Annotated in this window: 19 protein-coding genes and 1 riboswitch; of the genes, 7 read left to right on the top strand and 12 right to left on the bottom strand. The window is 50.5% G+C overall.

Annotated elements, in window-relative coordinates; translation table 11 throughout:
* Positions 1-35: 35 nt before the first annotated feature.
* Positions 36-371 carry a hypothetical protein gene (locus Dia5BBH33_RS09715; protein WP_144269241.1) on the bottom strand — a complete coding sequence of 112 codons (336 nt, stop codon included), beginning with the start codon at positions 369-371 and terminating at the stop codon, positions 36-38.
* Between the two features lie 12 nt (positions 372-383).
* Positions 384-1,406: a S66 peptidase family protein gene (locus Dia5BBH33_RS09710; protein WP_232518128.1), complete on the bottom strand. Its 1,023-nt coding sequence runs from the start codon at positions 1,404-1,406 to the stop codon at positions 384-386.
* A 213-nt stretch (positions 1,407-1,619) separates the two neighbouring features.
* Here Dia5BBH33_RS09710 and deoC point away from each other — a divergent pair, with 213 nt between their 5' ends.
* Positions 1,620-2,276, top strand: coding sequence for a deoxyribose-phosphate aldolase (gene deoC / locus Dia5BBH33_RS09705; RefSeq protein ID WP_144269240.1), 657 nt, complete (start codon positions 1,620-1,622; stop codon positions 2,274-2,276).
* 265 nt (positions 2,277-2,541) lie between these two features.
* Here the strand turns inward: deoC and Dia5BBH33_RS09700 are convergent, their stop codons facing one another.
* The 4 genes from Dia5BBH33_RS09700 to Dia5BBH33_RS09685 are packed head-to-tail and all read right to left on the bottom strand — an operon-like array spanning position 2,542 to position 3,847.
* Positions 2,542-2,916: a TM2 domain-containing protein gene (locus tag Dia5BBH33_RS09700; protein WP_108850401.1), complete on the bottom strand. Its 375-nt coding sequence runs from the start codon at positions 2,914-2,916 to the stop codon at positions 2,542-2,544.
* A gap of 24 nt (positions 2,917-2,940) precedes the next feature.
* Positions 2,941-3,264 carry a TM2 domain-containing protein gene (locus tag Dia5BBH33_RS09695; protein WP_108850402.1) on the bottom strand — a complete coding sequence of 108 codons (324 nt, stop codon included), beginning with the start codon at positions 3,262-3,264 and terminating at the stop codon, positions 2,941-2,943.
* A gap of 10 nt (positions 3,265-3,274) precedes the next feature.
* A complete protein-coding gene (locus Dia5BBH33_RS09690; RefSeq protein ID WP_022383194.1) occupies positions 3,275-3,460 on the bottom strand; it encodes a hypothetical protein in 186 nt (61 codons plus the stop codon).
* Between the two features lie 12 nt (positions 3,461-3,472).
* Positions 3,473-3,847 (bottom strand): TM2 domain-containing protein, encoded by a 375-nt coding sequence (locus Dia5BBH33_RS09685; RefSeq protein WP_022383193.1) that lies wholly within the window; start codon positions 3,845-3,847, stop codon positions 3,473-3,475.
* 180 nt (positions 3,848-4,027) lie between these two features.
* Between Dia5BBH33_RS09685 and Dia5BBH33_RS09680 the strand changes: the two genes are divergently transcribed.
* Together Dia5BBH33_RS09680 and Dia5BBH33_RS09675 are read left to right on the top strand one after the other, a co-directional pair.
* Positions 4,028-4,309: a hypothetical protein gene (locus tag Dia5BBH33_RS09680; RefSeq protein WP_144269239.1), complete on the top strand. Its 282-nt coding sequence runs from the start codon at positions 4,028-4,030 to the stop codon at positions 4,307-4,309.
* A gap of 92 nt (positions 4,310-4,401) precedes the next feature.
* The gene (locus Dia5BBH33_RS09675) at positions 4,402-4,674 is read left to right on the top strand and encodes a hypothetical protein (protein WP_144269238.1); all 273 of its coding nucleotides are present in this window, start codon (positions 4,402-4,404) and stop codon (positions 4,672-4,674) included.
* A gap of 526 nt (positions 4,675-5,200) precedes the next feature.
* On the opposite strand, the gene uraA is transcribed toward Dia5BBH33_RS09675, so the two are convergent.
* Together uraA and Dia5BBH33_RS09665 are read right to left on the bottom strand one after the other, a co-directional pair.
* Positions 5,201-6,466: a uracil permease gene (gene uraA / locus Dia5BBH33_RS09670; RefSeq protein ID WP_022383190.1), complete on the bottom strand. Its 1,266-nt coding sequence runs from the start codon at positions 6,464-6,466 to the stop codon at positions 5,201-5,203.
* Positions 6,467-6,637: 171 nt separating this feature from the next.
* Complete coding sequence (locus Dia5BBH33_RS09665; protein ID WP_162501796.1) at positions 6,638-8,560, bottom strand: TonB-dependent receptor plug domain-containing protein; 1,923 nt, start codon at positions 8,558-8,560, stop codon at positions 6,638-6,640.
* Positions 8,561-8,652: 92 nt separating this feature from the next.
* Positions 8,653-8,846: riboswitch (cobalamin riboswitch) on the bottom strand.
* Positions 8,847-9,005: 159 nt separating this feature from the next.
* On the opposite strand from Dia5BBH33_RS09665, the gene Dia5BBH33_RS09660 reads away from it, so the two are divergent.
* The 4 genes from Dia5BBH33_RS09660 to larAH10 (Dia5BBH33_RS09645) all read left to right on the top strand — a co-directional run bounded on the left by Dia5BBH33_RS09660 (position 9,006) and on the right by larAH10 (Dia5BBH33_RS09645) (position 13,305).
* On the top strand, positions 9,006-9,986 hold the full coding sequence (locus tag Dia5BBH33_RS09660; protein ID WP_144269236.1) for an ABC transporter substrate-binding protein: 981 nt from the start codon (positions 9,006-9,008) through the stop codon (positions 9,984-9,986).
* Positions 9,987-10,030: 44 nt separating this feature from the next.
* A complete protein-coding gene (locus Dia5BBH33_RS09655) occupies positions 10,031-11,122 on the top strand; it encodes a M24 family metallopeptidase (RefSeq protein WP_144269235.1) in 1,092 nt (363 codons plus the stop codon).
* A gap of 8 nt (positions 11,123-11,130) precedes the next feature.
* Positions 11,131-11,901, top strand: a complete 771-nt coding sequence (gene aroD / locus Dia5BBH33_RS09650) for a type I 3-dehydroquinate dehydratase (RefSeq protein WP_022383186.1) — start codon at positions 11,131-11,133, stop codon at positions 11,899-11,901.
* Positions 11,902-11,997: 96 nt separating this feature from the next.
* A complete protein-coding gene (gene larAH10, locus Dia5BBH33_RS09645; RefSeq protein WP_144269234.1) occupies positions 11,998-13,305 on the top strand; it encodes an NPN-dependent 2-hydroxyacid racemase, LarAH10 family in 1,308 nt (435 codons plus the stop codon).
* A 314-nt stretch (positions 13,306-13,619) separates the two neighbouring features.
* On the opposite strand, the gene Dia5BBH33_RS09640 is transcribed toward larAH10 (Dia5BBH33_RS09645), so the two are convergent.
* From Dia5BBH33_RS09640 to larAH10 (Dia5BBH33_RS09625), 4 genes are all read right to left on the bottom strand, one after another.
* A complete protein-coding gene (locus Dia5BBH33_RS09640; protein ID WP_144269233.1) occupies positions 13,620-14,180 on the bottom strand; it encodes a hypothetical protein in 561 nt (186 codons plus the stop codon).
* Between the two features lie 82 nt (positions 14,181-14,262).
* Positions 14,263-15,213, bottom strand: a complete 951-nt coding sequence (locus Dia5BBH33_RS09635) for a magnesium transporter CorA family protein (RefSeq protein WP_144269232.1) — start codon at positions 15,211-15,213, stop codon at positions 14,263-14,265.
* Positions 15,214-15,345: 132 nt separating this feature from the next.
* Positions 15,346-17,139 (bottom strand): phosphoethanolamine transferase, encoded by a 1,794-nt coding sequence (locus Dia5BBH33_RS09630; protein WP_144269231.1) that lies wholly within the window; start codon positions 17,137-17,139, stop codon positions 15,346-15,348.
* Positions 17,140-17,354: 215 nt separating this feature from the next.
* Entirely contained in the window at positions 17,355-18,659 is a 1,305-nt protein-coding gene (gene larAH10, locus Dia5BBH33_RS09625; protein WP_144269230.1) for an NPN-dependent 2-hydroxyacid racemase, LarAH10 family, read from the bottom strand.
* Between the last annotated feature and the right edge of the window lie 624 nt (positions 18,660-19,283).

Here is a 19,283-nt window from a genome sequence, read left to right as displayed (position 1 = left end):
ATATATGATCTCCGCAGTTTTTATATTCATTTTCTTTATCGTTTCAGGTAGACTTCGTCCAGCCTGTACATGTAGGCTCCATTTTCGAATGTCACTTTTTCGCATGTGACGTAACTTTCTTCGTTTGTGAAATGTATTCTTTTTGTTTCGCCCGCGAGATCTAAATACTGCCAGGAAGCCGCGCCGTTTTCCGTCTCAAAGAGAACGAAAAGATATGGTGTCAGTGCTGAAACCTCTGCCGGCGCTGATGAAATGTCAGCAAGGATTTCGCCGAGTTCTATGGATCCGCCGTCAGGAAGGCTGGATTTCGGCGTAAATTCCTTGGGAACTGTCGTGAAGCTGTAGTAACGAAGGGGGAATTTCAGTTTCATAATTTCTCACTTTCATTGTTTCAAATAATTCTCATCGATAGACAGTGTCGCACTGCCGTCCTCTTTTGTATCTATCGTTGCTTTGACGCCTAGCGGAAGGAAGAGATTGTTTGCACCATGCCCGATAGGGAGGCCGCGGATCACAGGCTTGCCGGACAGTTTTGCATAGTAGTCGAGAACTTGATCTGTCGAAAACTCCCCGTTTTTGGGACTTGGGCTGTAGAAGTCGCCGAATGCGATAGCAGAAACTCTCTTGAGAAGGCCGTTTTGCCAGAGCTGCTGCATCAGGCGGTCGATGCGGTACGGGTCTTCGCCTGTATCTTCGAGAACAAGAATGTCGCCCTTGCCATCCAGTTCATAAGGAGTTCCGCAAAGAGAGACGACAACGGTCAGATTTCCTCCGATCAAGCGACCGCTAGCTTTCCCGGGCGCGACAGTCTTGAGCGATGTACCCTGCGGCATGCGGATTTCCCCGGTGGGCAAACTTCCCGTCAGCCCGTTTTCAAAATTGTAGAGCGTGAAGGGTGTAAAGTTTTCTCCTTTGAAATTGCTGAGCATGGGGCCGTGGATGGTGACGAGATGGCTTTTTTCGCCGAGGGCTGCATGGAGCGCTGTCACGTCGGAAAAACCCACGAAAAGCTTTGGATGTTTTTCAATCATGGAATAATCGAGAAGCGAGAGAAGACGGGCCGAGCCATAGCCGCCCCGGAGGCAGACGATGGCTTTCACGGAGTCGTCTTTGAAGAAGTTATTGATATCTGCAGCTCGCTCTTCGTCGCTCCCCGCGAGATAGCCGTAATCGGCAGTAACCGAGGGGGCCAGTTTCACTTTGTATCCCATTTCTTCCAGGAAATGGATGGCCTGGTTATAATCCGTCATTCCGCCGTGCGTCCCGGGCGCAACGATACCAATCGTGTCACCCGGCCTCAGTGCGGACGGTTTCTCACGCGGGACAGCTGCGTCCCCTGCCGGCGAGAGGTAGGAAGTGACAGTCGGCATGACGGAAGAGTAAAGCGCAGGCAGCGACAATATCATCAAAGCCGCCGCTGCCGCTATATATTTTCTGTGTTTCTTTAGAAAAGAAATCATTTTAAAGACCTTTCTGTTTCTGAGTTTACTAGAAGCATTATACAGTATAGCACGGAAAGGACTGCTTTTATGCATGAGCAGAGAAATTTCATTTCATGTATACTATAAGAAAGAATTCATCAGCATACAAATGCTATTTTCATATTATAAGGAGCCATCATGACATTTGAAGAAATACTGCCTCATGTAGACCATACACTCCTTGCGGCCACGGCGACGAAGGGGGAAATCGAGAAGCTCTGTGAGGAAGCGGAGATGTATCATACGGCGTCTGTCTGTGTGCCGTCATCGTTTGTAAAGGAAATTCGGGAACGTCATCCGGGACTCCGGATCTGCGCTGTCGCAGGGTTCCCGCTGGGAAATATGTCGAAGGCGGCGAAGGTTTTCGAGTCCAGGCAGGCGGTCCTTGACGGGGCGGATGAGATCGACATCGTCCTCCACATCGGCGCGCTGAAAGACGGGAATGCGGAGTACGTCACGGACGAAATCGCGGCGGTCAAAGAGGCGATCGGGGATTATGTGCTGAAGGTCATCATCGAGACCTGCCTTTTGACGGAAGAGGAGAAGATCCTTGCGTGCGAATGCGTCACAAAGGGCGGGGCGGATTATATCAAGACATCGACCGGGTTCTCGACAAAAGGCGCGGATCTCTCGGATATTGCGCTTTTCAAAAAGCACATTGGAAAGAATGTGAAGATCAAAGCGGCAGGCGGAATCCATACGAAGAAGGAAATGGAAGACTTCCTTGCTGCCGGATGCGACCGGATCGGCGCCAGCGGCGCGGTGAAGGCGTACTTGAAGGAAAAAGGAATGTAGGAAAGGGAAAGAAAAAAAGAAAAATAGAAAGAGAAAAACCGAAATAACAAAACAAAAAACAGAAAAAGGACTGTCGAAATGATTGAGGATTTCGACAGTCCTTTTTGGTGGGGGAAATTAAATTAAAACCGTACGACCGAGCTACGCTCGAGGGAAAAGTAAAACATGAAAAACCATACAGCCGGCTTGCAGCCTGGGAAACGCTGTATCCGTTTACACCTTTCCTTCCAGGGCAAGGTCAAAGGCAATTCTTCCCTCCGTTTGTTTATTCTTGCGTTTGGTCGGGTTTGATGATTTGAACTTTCATGGTTCCTGTAACTCCCGGATAGAGCTGCCGGGCTTCTGCGATGCACTGGAGGAGGATTTCTTCATTCTTCCTGTCTACCATGCCGGAGATGCGGAAGAGGTCGATGATCCACCAGATTTCTCCGATAAAGCAGGTCCATAGCAGCCAGAAGATGATGTTCTTCACAGGATGGCCGAGATAGAAGTAATAGACGGCGAAGACGATCCAGAGGATGTAGGCTGTGGATTTCTTCTTTTCTCTTCCTGAGTAGAGGGTAAGGGCGTATTCTTTCTGCCGGGGCGTGAGGACGTTCAGGAGGGCTATGCCCTGTTCGCTGATGGTTTCTTTGCTCATGACGGGTCCTTTCTTTGCTTTGGGTTATGGATAGAGGGCTTTGGCTTCTTCGATGCATGTTCCGAGGATTTCTTCGTTGGTCTCGTCGACCATGTCGGAGATGCGGAAGAGGTCGATGAGCCACCAGATTTCTCCTATGAGGCAGCTCCAGAGGAGCCAGAAGATGATGTTTTTCACGGGATGGCCGAGGTAGAAGTAGTAGAGGGCGAAGAAGAGCCAGAGGATGTAGGCTGTGGATTTTTTCTTTTCGCGGGCAGCATAAATCTTCACGGCGTAGTCCCTTTGTTTCTCGGGGAGGGCGGCGAGGCGCGCTATTTCTTCTTCGGTCAGGATGTTTCCTCTCGTCATAGTTTCTCCTTTAGAAGAGGCGGCTCTTCATTTTCATGGCGATCCATTTGGCGAGGGCCTGTTTGGCTTCTTCGGGTGCGCCTTCTCTGAGTCTGATGTCGCCTTTCATCCGCTGTTCCATGGTGACGGATGGGTCGATGTATGGTTCGAAGGTTTTATAGAAATTCATTTTTGCGATTTCTTCTGTTAAGTCCATGGTAATTCTCCTTTAGACTTCGTTGTCTATGGTAACGACGTTCTCCGGGCTCATGCTTACGGGGTCGGGGTAGATGCGGACGGCTTCACGCATGCATTCTTCGATGACTTCTTTGTTCCGTTCTTCGACCATGCGGCCGATGTGGAAGAGGTCGACGATCCACCAGACGAAGCCGACGATGACGAACCAGAGGATCCAGAGGACGGTATTCCGCGCGGGGCGGTCGAGGTAGAAGTAGTAGACGGCGCCAACGATCCAGAAGACGTAGGCGAGGGACTTCTTTTTCTCCCGGTTCGCATAAAGTGTCAAAGCGCAGTCGCGCTGTTTTTCGGATAACATGGACAGCACTCTCAGGCTGTCCGGATCGATTCCGGTATCTTGCTGCATGCTCCCGCCTCCCTTACAGAACTTCTTTCTTATATTGTATCATGAAATTTCGAAATAGAGAAAGGGAGGGGGAGGAACACCTTCCTATTTCCTGTATAGGTGCCGGTTCTGTTATATAATAATGGTAAGAGAATTTTTAGAGCGGAAATATAAAATACGTATTTTAAAGGGGGGAAATATATGAAGGGCGGAACGGTCGAGGATTTCGTGGAGTACCTTTATACCTGCCAGGACACAGCATTTATCTACAAGGGCATAACATACTGGTATCAAGGGTATATGCCAAATGATCATACGGTCCATATGGAACTGTATGCATGCAATCCTCCAGATGACAATGATCTCTGGAATCATGACGGCGCGACGATTGATGAAGGCGTGCAGGATCTTCTGAAGGCTCCACTGTTTGATGGAAAGACAATTTTGGAAGTAGAACAGGATATTGAGTGGATCGATTCTTGAGGCAGAACCGTGGGATGTGGCTAAAAAGCCGGAGAAGTGATGGCGAAGAGGAATAGAGTGGCGGAAGCTGGATATTATAGGAGAATCAAGAAATGACCGGAAAGACTTTTACAGAATTTATGGATGATTTGGCCTATAATCCTGAGATGGAGTTCATGTTCAGGGGAGAGAGATACATGATTTCCGGATATCTCACAAGGGATCAGTATACATTGGAGTTATGTAATATTGATACTGATTCGATGCTGTTTACCATGACGTCTGCATTCAGGGACGAATGCGTCTCTGCCTTTGAAAAAGCACGGGTTTTTGACGGACAAACTATTTCTGAGGCTGAGCATGAAATAGAAGTATTGTATGGATGAGGGGATTTAGGAGAACAATATAGAAGGAGCTGCAGAAATGTGGAATCATTTCTGCAGCTCCTTTTTTGTGGGAGGGAGAAAATTGGGAGACAAGGGAAAACAATACGACCGAGCGGGGTTCGAGGAAAATGAGAAAACCGTACAACCTCGCTGCGCTCGTGAAACCTTTTATAAAGATCAATGAATAATCAACCCTATCCGTCCGGCATCAGTAATTGGGGCGGACGCCTTCCCCGTCTGGGAAGGCGAGTTTAAAACAGTACAACCTCGCTACGCTCGAAAACACCTTACAACCGCGATGGAATCGCGGGAACTGCATCTCATTCCCTGGCTCCGCCAGGACCTTCTCCTTCGGAGCAAGGTTAACACCCTTAAACCAGCCTCTGGCTGATGGAAAACAAGCAAACCTCGCTTCGCTTGCCCATTTCTCCCACGAGAAAACCCCTCTGCTTGGCAGCAAAGGGGCTCTCCCGGTCAATCACGATGTCTATTTAATTATATCACAGCGGGTCTGGGAGATGACGGGTTAGTTTTCGTTGGACATGTGTGTTTTGTCGAAGAAGAGGAAGCAGAGGGAGACGATCATGGCTACTACGGTGGCGAGGCCCATGCCTTTGAGCTGGATGGGTCCTATGCCTACGGTGGCGCCGGAGAGGCCGCTGATCATGGTGACTGCTGTCAGGATGAGGTTCCTGGATTTGGTGTAGTCGACTTTCTTTTCGATGAGCATGCGGATGCCGGATGCTGCGATGAAGCCGAAGAGGAGGATGCAGACGCCGCCCATGACGGGGGTGGGGATGGCGTGGATGATGGCTGCTATTTTTCCGATGAAGGAGAAGATGATGGCGAAGACGGCTGCGCCTCCGATGACCCAGGTGCTGTAGACGCCGGTCATGGCCATGACGCCCATGTTTTCACCGTAGGTGGTGTTCGGGGTGGAGCCGACGAAGCCGGAGATCATGTTGGAGAGGCCGTCTGCGAAGAGGGATCTGTGGAGACCCGGGTCTTTGATGAGGTCTCGGCCTACGATGTCGCTGGTGACGAAGAGGTGGCCCAGGTGTTCGGCGAATACGACGAAGATGGCCGGGAGGATCATCATGATGGCGGAGAAGTTGAAGGCCGGCGCATAGAAGGTCGGCGGTGCGAACCATGCGACTTCTTCGATGTGGGTGAAGTCAACGACGCCCATGGCGATCGAGAGGAGGTAGCCGGCAATGACGCCAATCAGGATCGGGATGATGGCGATGAATCCGCGGCCAAGGACGGTAGCGAGGATGGTGACGATCAGGGTGAACATGGAAATAATGATGGCTGTACTTGCGCTCATGCCCTGAGGGTCTCCGATGAAGCCGGACATGCTCATGGCAAGCGGGGCGAGTTCAAGGCCGATGATGGCTACGATGGAGCCCATGGCTGCCGGAGGGAAGAGGACGTCTATCCATTCGACGCCTGCTTTCTTGACGATGAAGGCGAGGAGCATGAAGCACAGGCCGAAGGCGATGAAGCCTCCCTGCGCGTCTGCGTAGGACATGCCTGCGGTCGAGGTGACGGCGAGGACTGGCGAAATGAAAGCGAAGGAGGAGCCGAGGTAAGCCGGAAGTCTCCATTTGCAGATGGTGAGGTAAATCAGTGTGCCGATGCCGTTCATGAAAAGGCAGGTCGCGGGGTCGACGTTCAAGAGGAACGGGACGAGGACGGTCGAACCGAACATGGCAAATAGGTGCTGCAGGCTGAGTGGAATGGTAGGAAGCAGAGGCAGCCTCTCATCTACTTCTATGATGTGTTTTTCCATGAATAGATCCCTCCGTCAGGAATACTGGCTCAGAAAAAAGGAGGCCTTCAGTATGATCTGAAGAGCCTCCTTCCGTGTTTTCTAAGCGACTGTAAAATTTTATCCCAACTATCTTATACTTTTTCCACTTGGATTGCAAGACCTTTTTAAGGAAATGAAATTAGAAAGGGATTAGAAGCGGTACTGCATGCCGACTTCGTAGTTTCTTCCAGGAGCTGCGAACCAGGTGCCGGACGGACCGTAGCTGGGAGAGGAAGAGCCGATGTTCGTGTAGAACTGGTCGAAGACGTTGTTCACGCGGGCATAGATGGTAGCTTCCTTGGTGATCTTGTAGTCAGCGCCGATATCCCATACCCAGAAGCTGGAGTAATCCTTCATCGTTTTGCTTTCACTGACTCCGTAAGAGCTCTTTGTGGATGTATAGCGGTCCATGACGCCGCGGCCATTGATGTATGCATCGAATTTCTTATCGGCGTAATTCAGGCCTACATTCAGTTCATGCTTCGGCATGTAAACGCGGGAATCGTTTCTGATGTCTCCATCGAAGTAGCTGTAGCCCAGGGTGCCGGAGAGATGATCGGAGAATTTCTTCGTAAGGGACATGTTCACGCCGGTATTGATGGTCTTTCCTGTATTGAGGTATTGGGTGCCCTTACTGGAATAACCCCAGGAGATGAGATTCTTGGCGAACTGGCGGTATACGCTGATGTTTCCGGACAGGGTATCGTCGAAGATATGGTTGGCGCCGAGCTCAACGGTGTAGCCTTCTTCCGGATCGAGGTCCGGGTTAGGTATAGTATGATAATTATCATAGTAAATCTGCATGAGGCTCGGTGCGTTGAAGAATTTCTTGTAGCTTGCATAGTAGTTCGTGTTGTCGCTGATCTTGTAGCCGACGGTAAGGCTCGGTGTGGTGCGGGTGCCGTAGTCCGTATTGTGTTCGACGCGTACGCCAGGGGTGACGTTCCAGCGGTCATTGATGTCCCACTTGTCCTGTACGTAGAAGCCAAGGTTTGTCGCATGCTTGCCCTGCATGCCGGCAACTTCCGCATAGTAAGGAACGGAATCCTGGTAGAGGTCGAAGCCGCCGATGATGGTCTGGCCTTCCATGGTGTAGGTGAGCTGATCGGAAATACCGCGTGTCTTGAGGCGGAGGTCTGTAGTACCAGAGCTGCCTGCATTATTGTAGTCATCCTGGAGATGATAACGGTTCTGGTACATGGAGAGGCGGTTGGTCAGGCGGTCATTGATGCGCGCATTGTACTGGAGTGCGATGCGGTCACTGTCCTTCTTGCCAAAGTCTTTTGTCGGATCATTGGATCCATAGTCAGGACGGGTGTAGTCGGCATTGTATTTTTCATAGGATAATGTGACGGAAGAGTCATTGCCCAGGTCATAGCCGATCTTGCCTGCGAAGGATTCTGCATTGAGATGGTTGATGACATGGCGTCCCCAGCCGTCCTTGAAATTGCCCTGGATCTGTTTATTTGCTTCGATGGTCCAGAAGAAACCGTCCTTATTTCCTTCATTGTAAAGGCCGTACTTCTCGCCGTCAAAGCTTGCGCGGGAGAGGTCGAGGGTCGTATGGACTTTGCCGTCCGTCGGTTTCTTCGTGATGATGTTGATGACGCCGCCAGCAGCATCGGAGCCGTAGAGCGTGGAAGCAGAGCCCTTCAGGACTTCAATATGATCGACCGAATCCATATTGGTCAGAATGCCCAGCTGCGAATGAGTGCCCATGAGGCCGTTCGTGTTGACGCGCATGCCGTCGACCATGACGACGACGTTGGTCGATCCGTTGATTGTAATCGGATCGGAGAAATAGGTCTGGCTGGAAGAGCCTCTCGTCGCGATAACGACGCCCGGTACCTGCTTCACAGCATCGGCAACGGATTTGTAATGGTTAGCTTCAATGTCCTTGGCGGTGACGACGGAAATGTCGGCGTTCGAATCGATGACCTTTTCCGGCTCACGGTTGGCCGTGACGACGACCTGGTCCAAGGTGTAGACCGGCATGTCCTCTGCATGGACGGTCATGGCTCCTCCTGCTGCGCAAAGAGCGGCCAGTGATGCTGCGATGTACTTCTTTTTCATAAAATCCTCCCTGTGTTTCCCTGTTTTTAGGGGCTTGAAAATAGCCCGGCAGGATGCGCGTCTGTCGGTCGCAGAGAGACGCATCCCATCGGGATCTCACGCATGAAAAGGCAGTTCTTCTGACTTCGCTTCCTCGCTTTCCCCGCCTTCCCGGATTCATCCAGTGGCTTCTTGGGGTCGGCTCAGCGTCACAGCGGCGGGACCGTGGCGGAATCGGAGACCTTCCCGGATCTCCTCACCGCGCTTCTCTATTGCCCTTCGAAGGACCTTTTCCTGCGTACATATTGAAATTACTAAAAGTATTATACTCGCAATTCTTATAAAATAAAAGAATTAACAAATAAAATATTAATAAAAAGAAAGACACCCTTTAATAAAGAAAGCATGAATTCTCATTTTGTGTTATTCTGTGTACAATGAAAGGCAAATGAAGAGAGGAGGACTTATGAAGAAGAAAATCATGGCAGGGGCGGTGCTCCTTCTGGCGGCTTCAATTTTTATCGGCGGCTGCGGAATCAAGAGCGTCAGCACGGACACGGGCGCCGGATACACGGTGACGGATGCGACGGGCAGGGAAGTGAAGATCCCGAAGAAACCGGAGCGCATCATGGGCAACAGCGCTTCAATCGACACTATGCTCCTTGGCGTCGTCACGCCGGACAAGCTGATCGCTGCGACGGAAGCGGACAGGGATCCCGCCATTTCCTATATCGCCAATGACACGAAGAATATCAAGATGACGGTGCCGCTCATGGGGCTCTCGATGGAGCTTGTGACCGAGGCCAAGCCGGACCTCATCATCGCCTCCACGTACACGAAGGGCGAGCAGCTCGACCTCTACCGGAATATGGGCATCCCCGTCGTCGTCATCAAGGGGCCGCGCTCGATTGAAGAGGTGGAAAGCGACATCCGCATCATCGCCGCTGCTACGGGTGAAAAGGAAAGAGGCGAGAAGGTCGTCGCGAAGATGGATGAAATGCTCACAGAGTCGGACAAACGTCTGTCCGAGGAGAAAGGAAAGAAACCCGTCGTCTTCCTCGTTTCCCAGATGACGCGCTACGGCGGCCCTGGCTCGATGTTCAATGAGCTCCTCACCCGCGCCAGGCTCGAGAATGCGATCGGACTTGCCGGCGTTTCGAACGGACAGATGATTTCCCCCGAGCAGATCGTGAAGGTGGATCCGGACATGTTCTTCGTCTCGACGGACCGCGAGTCCGATACGACAGGGGCCTCCCGCTACCGCGACAGTTCCCTTGCAAACCCCGCCATCGCGCAGATGAGAGCGGCCAAGCATATCGTCCCGGTCGACGACCGCTACATTTATGCCGCGTCCCAGAACGCCGTCTATGCCGTGAGGGCGCTCGCGAATGCCGCCTACGGCCCGATTTTCGACATGTCAGGAGAAAAGCAGATCCGCGGCTACTGATGGGATTATAATGTAGGAAATGGGTCTTGAAAGAAGGGGACATTATGGAAAAATATAATAAGGAAAGGCTCGCCCGCGCATCTGAGGCCGTGAGGAAAGCAGGCCTTTCCCAGATCATCGTTTCAGATGCGGCAGCGCTCTGGTACCTGACGGAAGAGGAAATCCATCCCGGTGAGCGCCTGATCGTGCTCGTCATCCCGTCGGATTCTGATCCGTACTGGGTAAGGAACCGCCTTTTCCCGCTGAAGAGCAATGGCATCGCTGACCATCCTTTCGAGGACGGCGAGGACGGCATCGGACTTCTCGCCAGCCTTCTCGCAGATGGCAGGACAGGGGTCGATGGCGTATGGCACTCGGCCTTTCTCCTCGACCTGATGGGAAGGGGAGGAAATCGGACATTCGTGAACGGCTCGCCGCTCATCGACGCGCTCCGCGCTGTGAAGGATGAGGAGGAAATCCGCCGCATGAAGGCAGCTTCCCTCATCAATGACCGCGCTGTCCGACGCATCCGTGATTTCCTCTACCCGGGTGTCACGGAAAAGGAATGCGCCGAAGAGCTTCGGAAGATTTACAAGGAAGAGGGCGCTGAAGGATTCTCCTTCCCGCCGATCGTTTCCTTCGGTGCGCACGGCGCCGACCCGCACCATTCGCCCGACGACACGAAACTTGCCCCAGGCGACTCCGTCCTCTTTGACATCGGCTGCAAGAAGGACCATTACTGCTCCGACATGACAAGGACGTACTTCACGGGAGAACCAACGGAGGAGGAAAAGAAAGTCCATGACACCGTGAGGGAAGCGGGCCTTCGCGCCGAAGCGCTGATCCGCCCGGGCGTCCTTCTGAAGGACATCGACAAGGCGGCCAGGGACTGCATCGCAGAAGCCGGCTACGGTCTATACTTCACGCACCGCCTTGGCCATTTCATCGGTATCCGGGAGCATGAAGCAGGCGAAGTCAGCCCGAATTCTCCTCTTGCTGCCAAGCCCGGCATGATCTTTTCCATTGAACCGGGCATTTACCTTCCGGGCCGCTTCGGCGTCCGGATTGAAAACCTCGTCCTCGTCACGGAGGACGGATGTGAACTTTTGAACCACGAAGACCGCGGCTGGAAAGCCGGTCTCCGTCATGGAAAGTGAGGCGAAGTATGATAAAAATCAGAACAACTGCCATCGGGGAAGGACGACCGAAAATCTGCATTCCCCTCGTTTCAGACAGCACCGAGCTTCTCGCTCTGGAGTGCAAGGACCTTGCCGGTACCCCTTTCGACCTTCTCGAATGGCGCGTCGACTACCTGGCAGCGAGTCAAAATTTCCAGATGGAAAAGAATCTGAAGGAAGGGTATGAAGCCATCAGAAGCGTATTTCCCGATGCCCCGGTTCTCACGACCGTCAGAAGCGAACCGCAGGGAGGCGCCCGCGATTTCACAGAAGCCGAGTACATCGACCTCCTTTCCTTCATCACGAAGGAGCACCTGGGAGACGCCGTCGACATCGAATACGGCCAGGAAGTCTTCGACACGTACGAAATGATCCGCGAAGCTAAGCGCGCCGACATGCCTGTCGTCATGAGCTGGCACTCCTTCGGAAGAGTGATGGGCGTCCGTGAAATCATCGACGTCATTGAAAACATGCAGGCCATGGACGCCGACATCCTGAAGGTCGCCACCATCGTCGAGCATCCGAAGGAAGCTGCCCTTGTCATGTACGCCGCCGCTGAAGCGCAGGAAGAATTCCCGGACAATCCCGTCATCGTCATCGGCATGGGGAAAGACGGCGTCCTGACGCGCACCGCAGGCAATTTCCTCGGCGCACCGCTTACCTTCGCCTCCGGGAAAAAGCCCTCTGCGCCCGGCCAGATTTCCGCAGCCGACATGGACAAAGTGCTGGATATCTTCTACGGAAAGTACGGGAAATAGGAAATTCGAAGATTTCTAAGAAATTCGATTGTTCCTCCTCCTTTTTGGAGTATAATGAAAGAAAATTTCCCTGTAGTGTAGTAAGGAGGATGACCTATGTCCCTGAAAGAATTTAAACTCGCCTACGGCCACGGCACGCAGTCCGTCATGCTGCCGGAAGAACATATCTCTGACGTCCTCGAAGGCGTACCGACGCCCGCCTGCGACGTGAAAGAAGCCACCATCGAATGCATGCGTCATCCGATCGGCGCTGAGCCTCTCCACGACCTCGTGAAGAAAGGCGACAAGGTCTGCCTCGTCGTCGCTGACATCACCCGCGCATGGAACCGCGCTTCCGAATTCACCGTCCACGTCGTCAACGAACTGAACGACGCCGGCATCCCGGACGACGACATCTACATCGTCTTCGCACAGGGCACCCACCGCGTCCACACCGACGAGGAAAACGTCACCTGCGTGGGCGAGGAAGTCGCTTCCCGCATTAAAATGTACCAGCACGTCTCCACCGACAAATCCATGCTGACCCACGTCGGCACCACGACAAGAGGCACTGACGTATGGATCGACACCCGCGTCGTCGAAGCTGACAAAGTCATCCTCATCAACGCCATCTCCACCCACGACATGGCAGGCTTTGGCGGCGGAAGGAAACTCATCCTCCCGGGCGTAGCCGGCTTCGAAACCGTCCAGCAGAACCACTGCCACGCATTGGGACCCACAGTCGGAAGCGGCCTGAACCCGGACGCAGCCCTCCTCAAAATCGCAGGAAACCCCGTCTCCGAAGACATGCAGGAAGCCTGCGACATGATCGCACCATGCTTCCTCGTCCACTCCGTCATCAATGCAGAAGGGGAAATCTCCTCCATGGTTGGAGGCGACCCCTACAAAGCATGGCTCGAAGGTACCCGTGAAATCTACCGTATGCAGAAAGTACGGATGAAAGCCCAGACCGACGTCACCATCGTCTCCGCAGGCGGCTACCCGAAAGACACCAACCTCTACCAGGGCACCAAGTGCTACACCACCGCCGAAATCGCCACCAAAAAAGGCGGCATCATCATCACCATGATCGAAGCCGAAGACGTCCAGGAACCACCGGCCTACCTCGGCAGCTTCAAATACAAGAACCTCACAGAAATGGAAGAAGGCCTCAGAGCCTGCTTCACCATCCCCCTCTTCGTCGCCTTCGAAAACCTCATCACAGCCATGACACACACCGTCTACATCGTTACCAGGCCCGAGAACTTCGACATCCTCCGCGAAAGAACCCACCAGATCCCGGTTGCCACCGTGGAAGAAGCATGGGAACTCGCCAAGAAACAGCTCGCTGAAGAAGGAAAAGAAGACTACACCATCAACGTCATCCCCCAGGGAAGCGCCATCGTACCATACGTAGAAGAATAAAGAAAGAAAGCAAATAAATTAAAAAAAATTAAAAAAGGAGCCATTGGAAATGAGCAGTCATTCCAATGGCTCCTTTTTGGGTGGGTCTCGCCTTCCCAGACGGGGAAGGTGCCCGGCCCAAATACTGATGCCGGGCGGATAGGGTTGATTATTCATTGGGCTTTAAAATCTAAAAAGGTTCCGACGAGCGAAGCGAGGTTGTATGGTTTTGAACTTGACCTTGCCCTGGAAGGGAAGGTGTCGGCGGAGCCGACGGATGAGTTGTATTTCGGACAGACGTTAGTCTGGTTGTATGGTTTTCTTCACTCACTCCCTCAAATCTTTATCGTTTCTCTCTCGCATTTTCCCACGTAGTCATCGGTCCAGTCTTCTTCGAATTCGCTGATGGGGATGAATTGGTTTGTGAGAGGGGTTCCTTTGTGGATGGAGATCATTTCGGAGAACCATATGTTTTTCTCGAAGGAGATTTCCCCTCCGTTCTGCAGGAGGAAGATAATCCCGCGTGTGACTTGTACGTCGTAGGTTTTCACGCCCAGATGGAAAAGTTCCTGATGTTCGTTGACGATCTGGATTTCCTGAATCATTTCTTCGACGGGGATGTTTGTCATGTCTGTGTTCATGAGCCTGGAGGGCATATTACCGGTGGAGGGAAAGAGCCGGAACATGGCGACGTCTTCGAGGGCGCCGAAGTAATCGGCCACTTCGATGGTGCTGGTCAGTGCGTACGCGCCGCGGCTGGTGATGATTTCTGCGATGCCATAGGCGGAAGATGGCAGGGCCTCGGCATCGGAGCGGATGCTCTTGAGAACGCTGCCTTTCAGGTTCTGCAGCATGGCCATGGTCTCTGCGTCAAAGCGCATGTCGTATGTTTTCATGATTTTCCCTTCTTTCGCTTTTCCTTTACTATACACCATTCCCCCACAAAAAAATCCCGCAATCGCGGGATGATTTATTCGCTTACAGCATGTTCTTTTTCCAGAGGACGAAGGTGACGGCAACGGTGACGGCTACGCCCAGGAGGGTGACTTCCACGAAGCCGAAGGGCGAGCTCTCGAAGGGGACGGGGACGTTGATGCCCCAGAGGGAGTAGATCAAGGTCGGGGTCGCGAGGATGATCGTGACCGAGGTCAGGAATTTCATGATCTGGGACAGGCGGTTGGAGATGATGGAGGAGAATGAGTCCATCATGGACATCAGAATGTTCGTGTAGATCTCGGCCATTTCCAATGCCTGCTTATTTTCGATGATGACGTCTTCGAGGAGGTCTTCGTCTTCCTCATACATCTTGAGGAGGGAGTGAAGAGGGCTGTTCCTGAGGCGCATCAGGCGTTCCATGACGTTTTCATTCGCATGAAGGGCGAAGTTGAAGTACGTCAGAGATTTCTGGAGTTCGAGGAGGCGTAAGAGTTCCTTGTTCTGCAAAGATTTGCGGACCTGGGTCTCGATGACGTCGGTCTGTTTGTAGATCTGCTGCAGGTAGAACAGGAAGGAAGAAGATGCCTGGGAGAGGATCTGGAAGAGGAAACGTGTCTTCTTGTAGGTCTGGAAGCTGGTGAAGGAGTTATTCAGAAATTTCTGGATTACTGTGTTTGTTTCCAGGCATACGGTGACGAAGAACTGGGGGGTAATGAAGATGCCCAGCGGCAGGGCGTCGTAGGCGTCTGTTTCCAGGACCACCGGCGTATTGACAACGACGAAGATGTAGTCGTCTTCCAGTTCCACGTGGGACCGTTCTTCTCTATCCAGTGCGGTCTGCAGGGAGTCTACGGGAATGCCGGTGAGTTCGTTCAGTTTAGTCAGTTCCGCCGTATCGGGGGCGGCGCAGTTGATCCAGGAGCCCTTTTCCAGCTGCTCCAGCGGTATCTCGCAGAGTATGTGGTTTTCATTATGTTTGTAAGCTCGAAGCATGGCGTTCCCCTTTCTTATTTACACATTTTACTATAGTCAGAAATGGCGGTTCTGTCAATGAAAAACCGTGCTCCTCAAATACAAACAACTAACAACTACTTTAACAGGCAATCAGTTAAGAAAGAACTAAGGCTAGGCATTGTTGTTAGGATATGGCTGAATAACTTTAGCTCCGTATAATGTCTTGAATCTGGTAGGTGTATCGTCGTACTTATTGGACGTGAAATCATTTTTCTCTTCATATATGGGTGGGAATTTGATATTCATGACGCCTAAAATGGTATTAAAAATCAAGTCGTTTGTGAAGACAGCAGCTTGATGGAATTTTAGATTATTAAATGTTGTCTCATGCTCGGCTTTATAATCTGGCGAAAAGAACATATACATGGGAATGTAAGTCATAGGATACACAAAATTTCCGGAATCATGAGCCAGTCCCTGGTCTACCGCATCTGTATGGTCTGAGAAGTAAATTAAACTTTGGAAATACGGGAGTTTGGAGGCAGAGTCATAAATTTTTGAAACTACATAATCATTGTATAAGATACTGTTATCGTAAGCATCGATTTGTTTTCCTCTTCCTTGGAACTTTGCGAATTGGTGTGGATAGCGGTCTGCGTAGCTGCCATGATTGCCCATAAGATGAATGACAATAAGCATTTTGTCATATTTCTTTATATTTTGCAGCCCATTGACTACTTTTTCATCATAAAAATTTGTTTTTGTAGTTTCTCCCACATTTTTATTAAGCCATATCTGCTGTTCTGCTTCTGAAGCAATGACTGTAATCGGGGTATCCCAGGCACTATACTGCACCTGGTTAGAAATCCAGGCAGTATGGTAGCCGGCGGCTTTTGCCATTTCGATGATAGAGACTGCATTTTCCAAAGATATTTCATTGTACTGGTTTTTAGCAGTTAAGGCATAAGTTAAGGTTGGTACGGTATGGGTATGACAGGAATAGGCTTGAGTGAATAGTAAAAAATCAGGATTTTCATTATGTTGTTGGTTAAGCCATGGGGTTGTTTCCCTGCCATATCCATATACACTCATATGGAGACGATTCTGCGATTCTCCGATGACTAATACATAAATTCCTTTTTTATTATTTTCTGAAAAGGATAAATTCTGGTTAATCATGGATGCCCGTTTTTTCTTATTCTCTGCAAAGGCATTGTATCTGTTCATGTATCTGACCGTTCCTGCAAAAAGCTGACCTAAAGGATTTTGTTTTATATTATGAACAATCAAATATCCTGAGGATAAAGCAATGAGGCAGCACCCAATATAAAAATATTTGTTTTTTCTCTGTTTGATTATTGAGGGGAGAATCTGTTTATAAAAAGACCGGACAAATAATATAAAAAATAGTATAGAAACCAGTATGGAGAACATGGAAACTATACTTGTATGGTCTTTGAAGTAGCTCCATGCTTCATTGCTGTTTGTTTGAAGAAGTGCCATTAAGGTGTCCGGGTGTGGCCAGTTTCCTGATGCACTATAGTAAAACCAAATTAAGATGGTAGGAATTAAGTAAAGAAAGAATGTAACAGGTAGATATATTTTTCTAATAGTTGGTTTAGATATCCATTGATATATGAAAGTAATTATCCCATATATACCCATAAAAAGGCCAATATACTGATAACAGTCGGCAGGGGAAAGAGATTCACCAGATATGGATTTTACGGTAATGGAGGTAATTGCTAAAAGAGGAGGTATCCATAGGAATATAATTTTTCGGGGGGGGTACAATCCAGCTATAAGGGCAGCTGTAAGAGCAGATAGAATAATACTTTTGCGTTCCACAGGCAAAGACAGTTGGTTAGTCAGGAAGGTTGTAAACAAAAACTCAAAACAAATAAAAATCAAGGTATTTAATGTAATGAATTTAAATGGATTATTGAAAAGGCGATTCACAGTCATAGACCTCTCTGCTTTAAATAATTATATTAAAACGATGCTTAACCTATATATGATACATCTCGTTGCCTTACTTGAAAAGTGCAGGAATAAGTAAGAAAACAAGATATGCTAATTATATATTAATAAACATCTATCGATTTTTTTCAAAAAACATAAAAAGCAGGATGCCTGCGGGGTATCCTGCTTTTTATTCCGGATTTTGATTTCCCTTATTATTAGCCTTTCAGGTAGGGGACGATGGCGGCGCAGTGCGGCATGACGTTGATGGTGTAATCGGTCTTGCCTTCCTTCTCCAGCTGCTTCTGAGCGAGTGCCCATGCTTCTTCAACCGTTGCTACCGGGATCTGGTTCGTCTTGCGGATTGCTTCGAAGTTTTCCGGCTTCGTGACGAGGTAAATCGTGTAGCGGTGGGTCATGCAGAAGAGGTTGAATGCGACGAAGAATGGAATGGTGAAATGATGGCGCAGTGCTCTTTCCATGTCAGCTTCTGTTTCATACTGGAAACTGTTCAGGTATGCCGGCGGTTCCTGGATGTCGCTGGCTTCCATGATGGCGATGATGATGCCGCCGTCCTTGACAGCGACGTCAGCCGGATCATAGCACTTGCTGCCCTGGTAGAGGGATACGTCCTTCGGATATCCGCCAGCGCAAGCGAAGCCTACATCCGCTTCCTGCTTCATCGGGACCTTCTGGATGCGGTATACGAGCTTGGTGCCTTCGAGCCATGCTTCATAAGGATCGCCGCCGACCATGCGGCAGATCTGGCCGTCTGCATTCACGATGGAATGAACGAGGAAGCACGGTTTGATCATATCGGAAGCTTCCTGCATATCATCGGAAACCGGGTTGTGATCAAGGAGCGTGGAACGGGTAGCCGGGTTGATGCCGCTGCCGAATTCAGCGCCCAGCGCATTGCAGTGATTGATCTGAATGGATTCATCACCGGCAACGCCCGGGAGAATCAGCTTTCTGCCGCCGCCGTAGCCTGCGAAGAGGTGGGTGGTGATGCCGTCGACGACGATGACCTTGTCAGCATCGACTGCATGCTTATTGATCCAGACAGGAGTGCCCAGCTTCGTATCGCCGACATGGACGAGTTCGTCCTTGTTTTTGCAGTCATGCTGGTACAACTTGATACGGGAAGCGACTTCCTTGCCGACGACGCGGATATCTTCTTCCGGTGTCTGCGCTCTGTGAGTGCCCTGGGCAAAGAGGATGCAGATATCGCTGTCCGGGATCTCTGCGCGGTTCAGTTCATTGACGATATGGATGACGAACTGATCAGAATGGTTCCATGTACGGGTAATATCAGCGCATACAATGCAGACTTTGTCGCCCTTTCTGACGATTTCCTGCAGCGGGCGGCTGCCGATCGGATGGCGCATGCATTCCAGTGTGGCTTCTTCCACGTCGCAAGCGGGCGTGGGATTTCCTTCAAGAACATCGGAAATATGTTCTTCAGGGAGCATGACTTTCTGAGTAGTTTGGCCGAAGCCGAATTCGAATTCTTTTAATGCCATGGGGACTCCTCCTTTTTCTAAGCGCAGGGGTCCGGTTTCATACGAAAGGAGACTGCGCGTATGCGCGGCACATGCCGTAAAACATATAGATGTATAACAATTATAGCATGATTTCCGCTGAAATCATCTGCTTTTTCTTACTTTACTTTGGTAACGTGAAGAAACAGGACATATTGTCCATAAACCACGAAATACAAGGAGAAATCGCCAATAAAAGTGCAACACATTCGCGGAAAGAGCACCCGAACTCGTCCCTCGCTGTACAGAGCGCTGACTTTTGAAGGCGGTAACAGTCCGAGCATTGAAGCGCCGCTAACACTTGCCTTCCCAGACGGGGAAGGTGCCCGGCCCCAAAATCTGATGCCGGGCGGATAGGGTTGATTATTCATTGGGCTTTAAAATCTAAAAAGGTTCTTCGAGCGTTAGCGAGGTCGTCTATTGGTTTTAATTCTCCTTCCTATTTCCCAAGAGCATCTCCCATCTGCCCAGTTTCTATCATTTCCTTCTCTCATTTCCTTATTTTTTCCTTATATAAGTATACTTTCGGATAATATGCGAGCGGTCTGGCGCTTGGTATGATTAAAGAATAGAAGGTATGAAATTTGGGAGTTTTATATCGAGGTG

This window comes from Dialister hominis (assembly GCF_007164725.1).
Classification (GTDB): Bacteria; Bacillota; Negativicutes; order Veillonellales; family Dialisteraceae; genus Dialister; species Dialister hominis.
The sequence above is the reverse complement of the archived record's forward strand: the minus strand, read 5'-3'. Positions and strand labels throughout refer to the sequence as shown.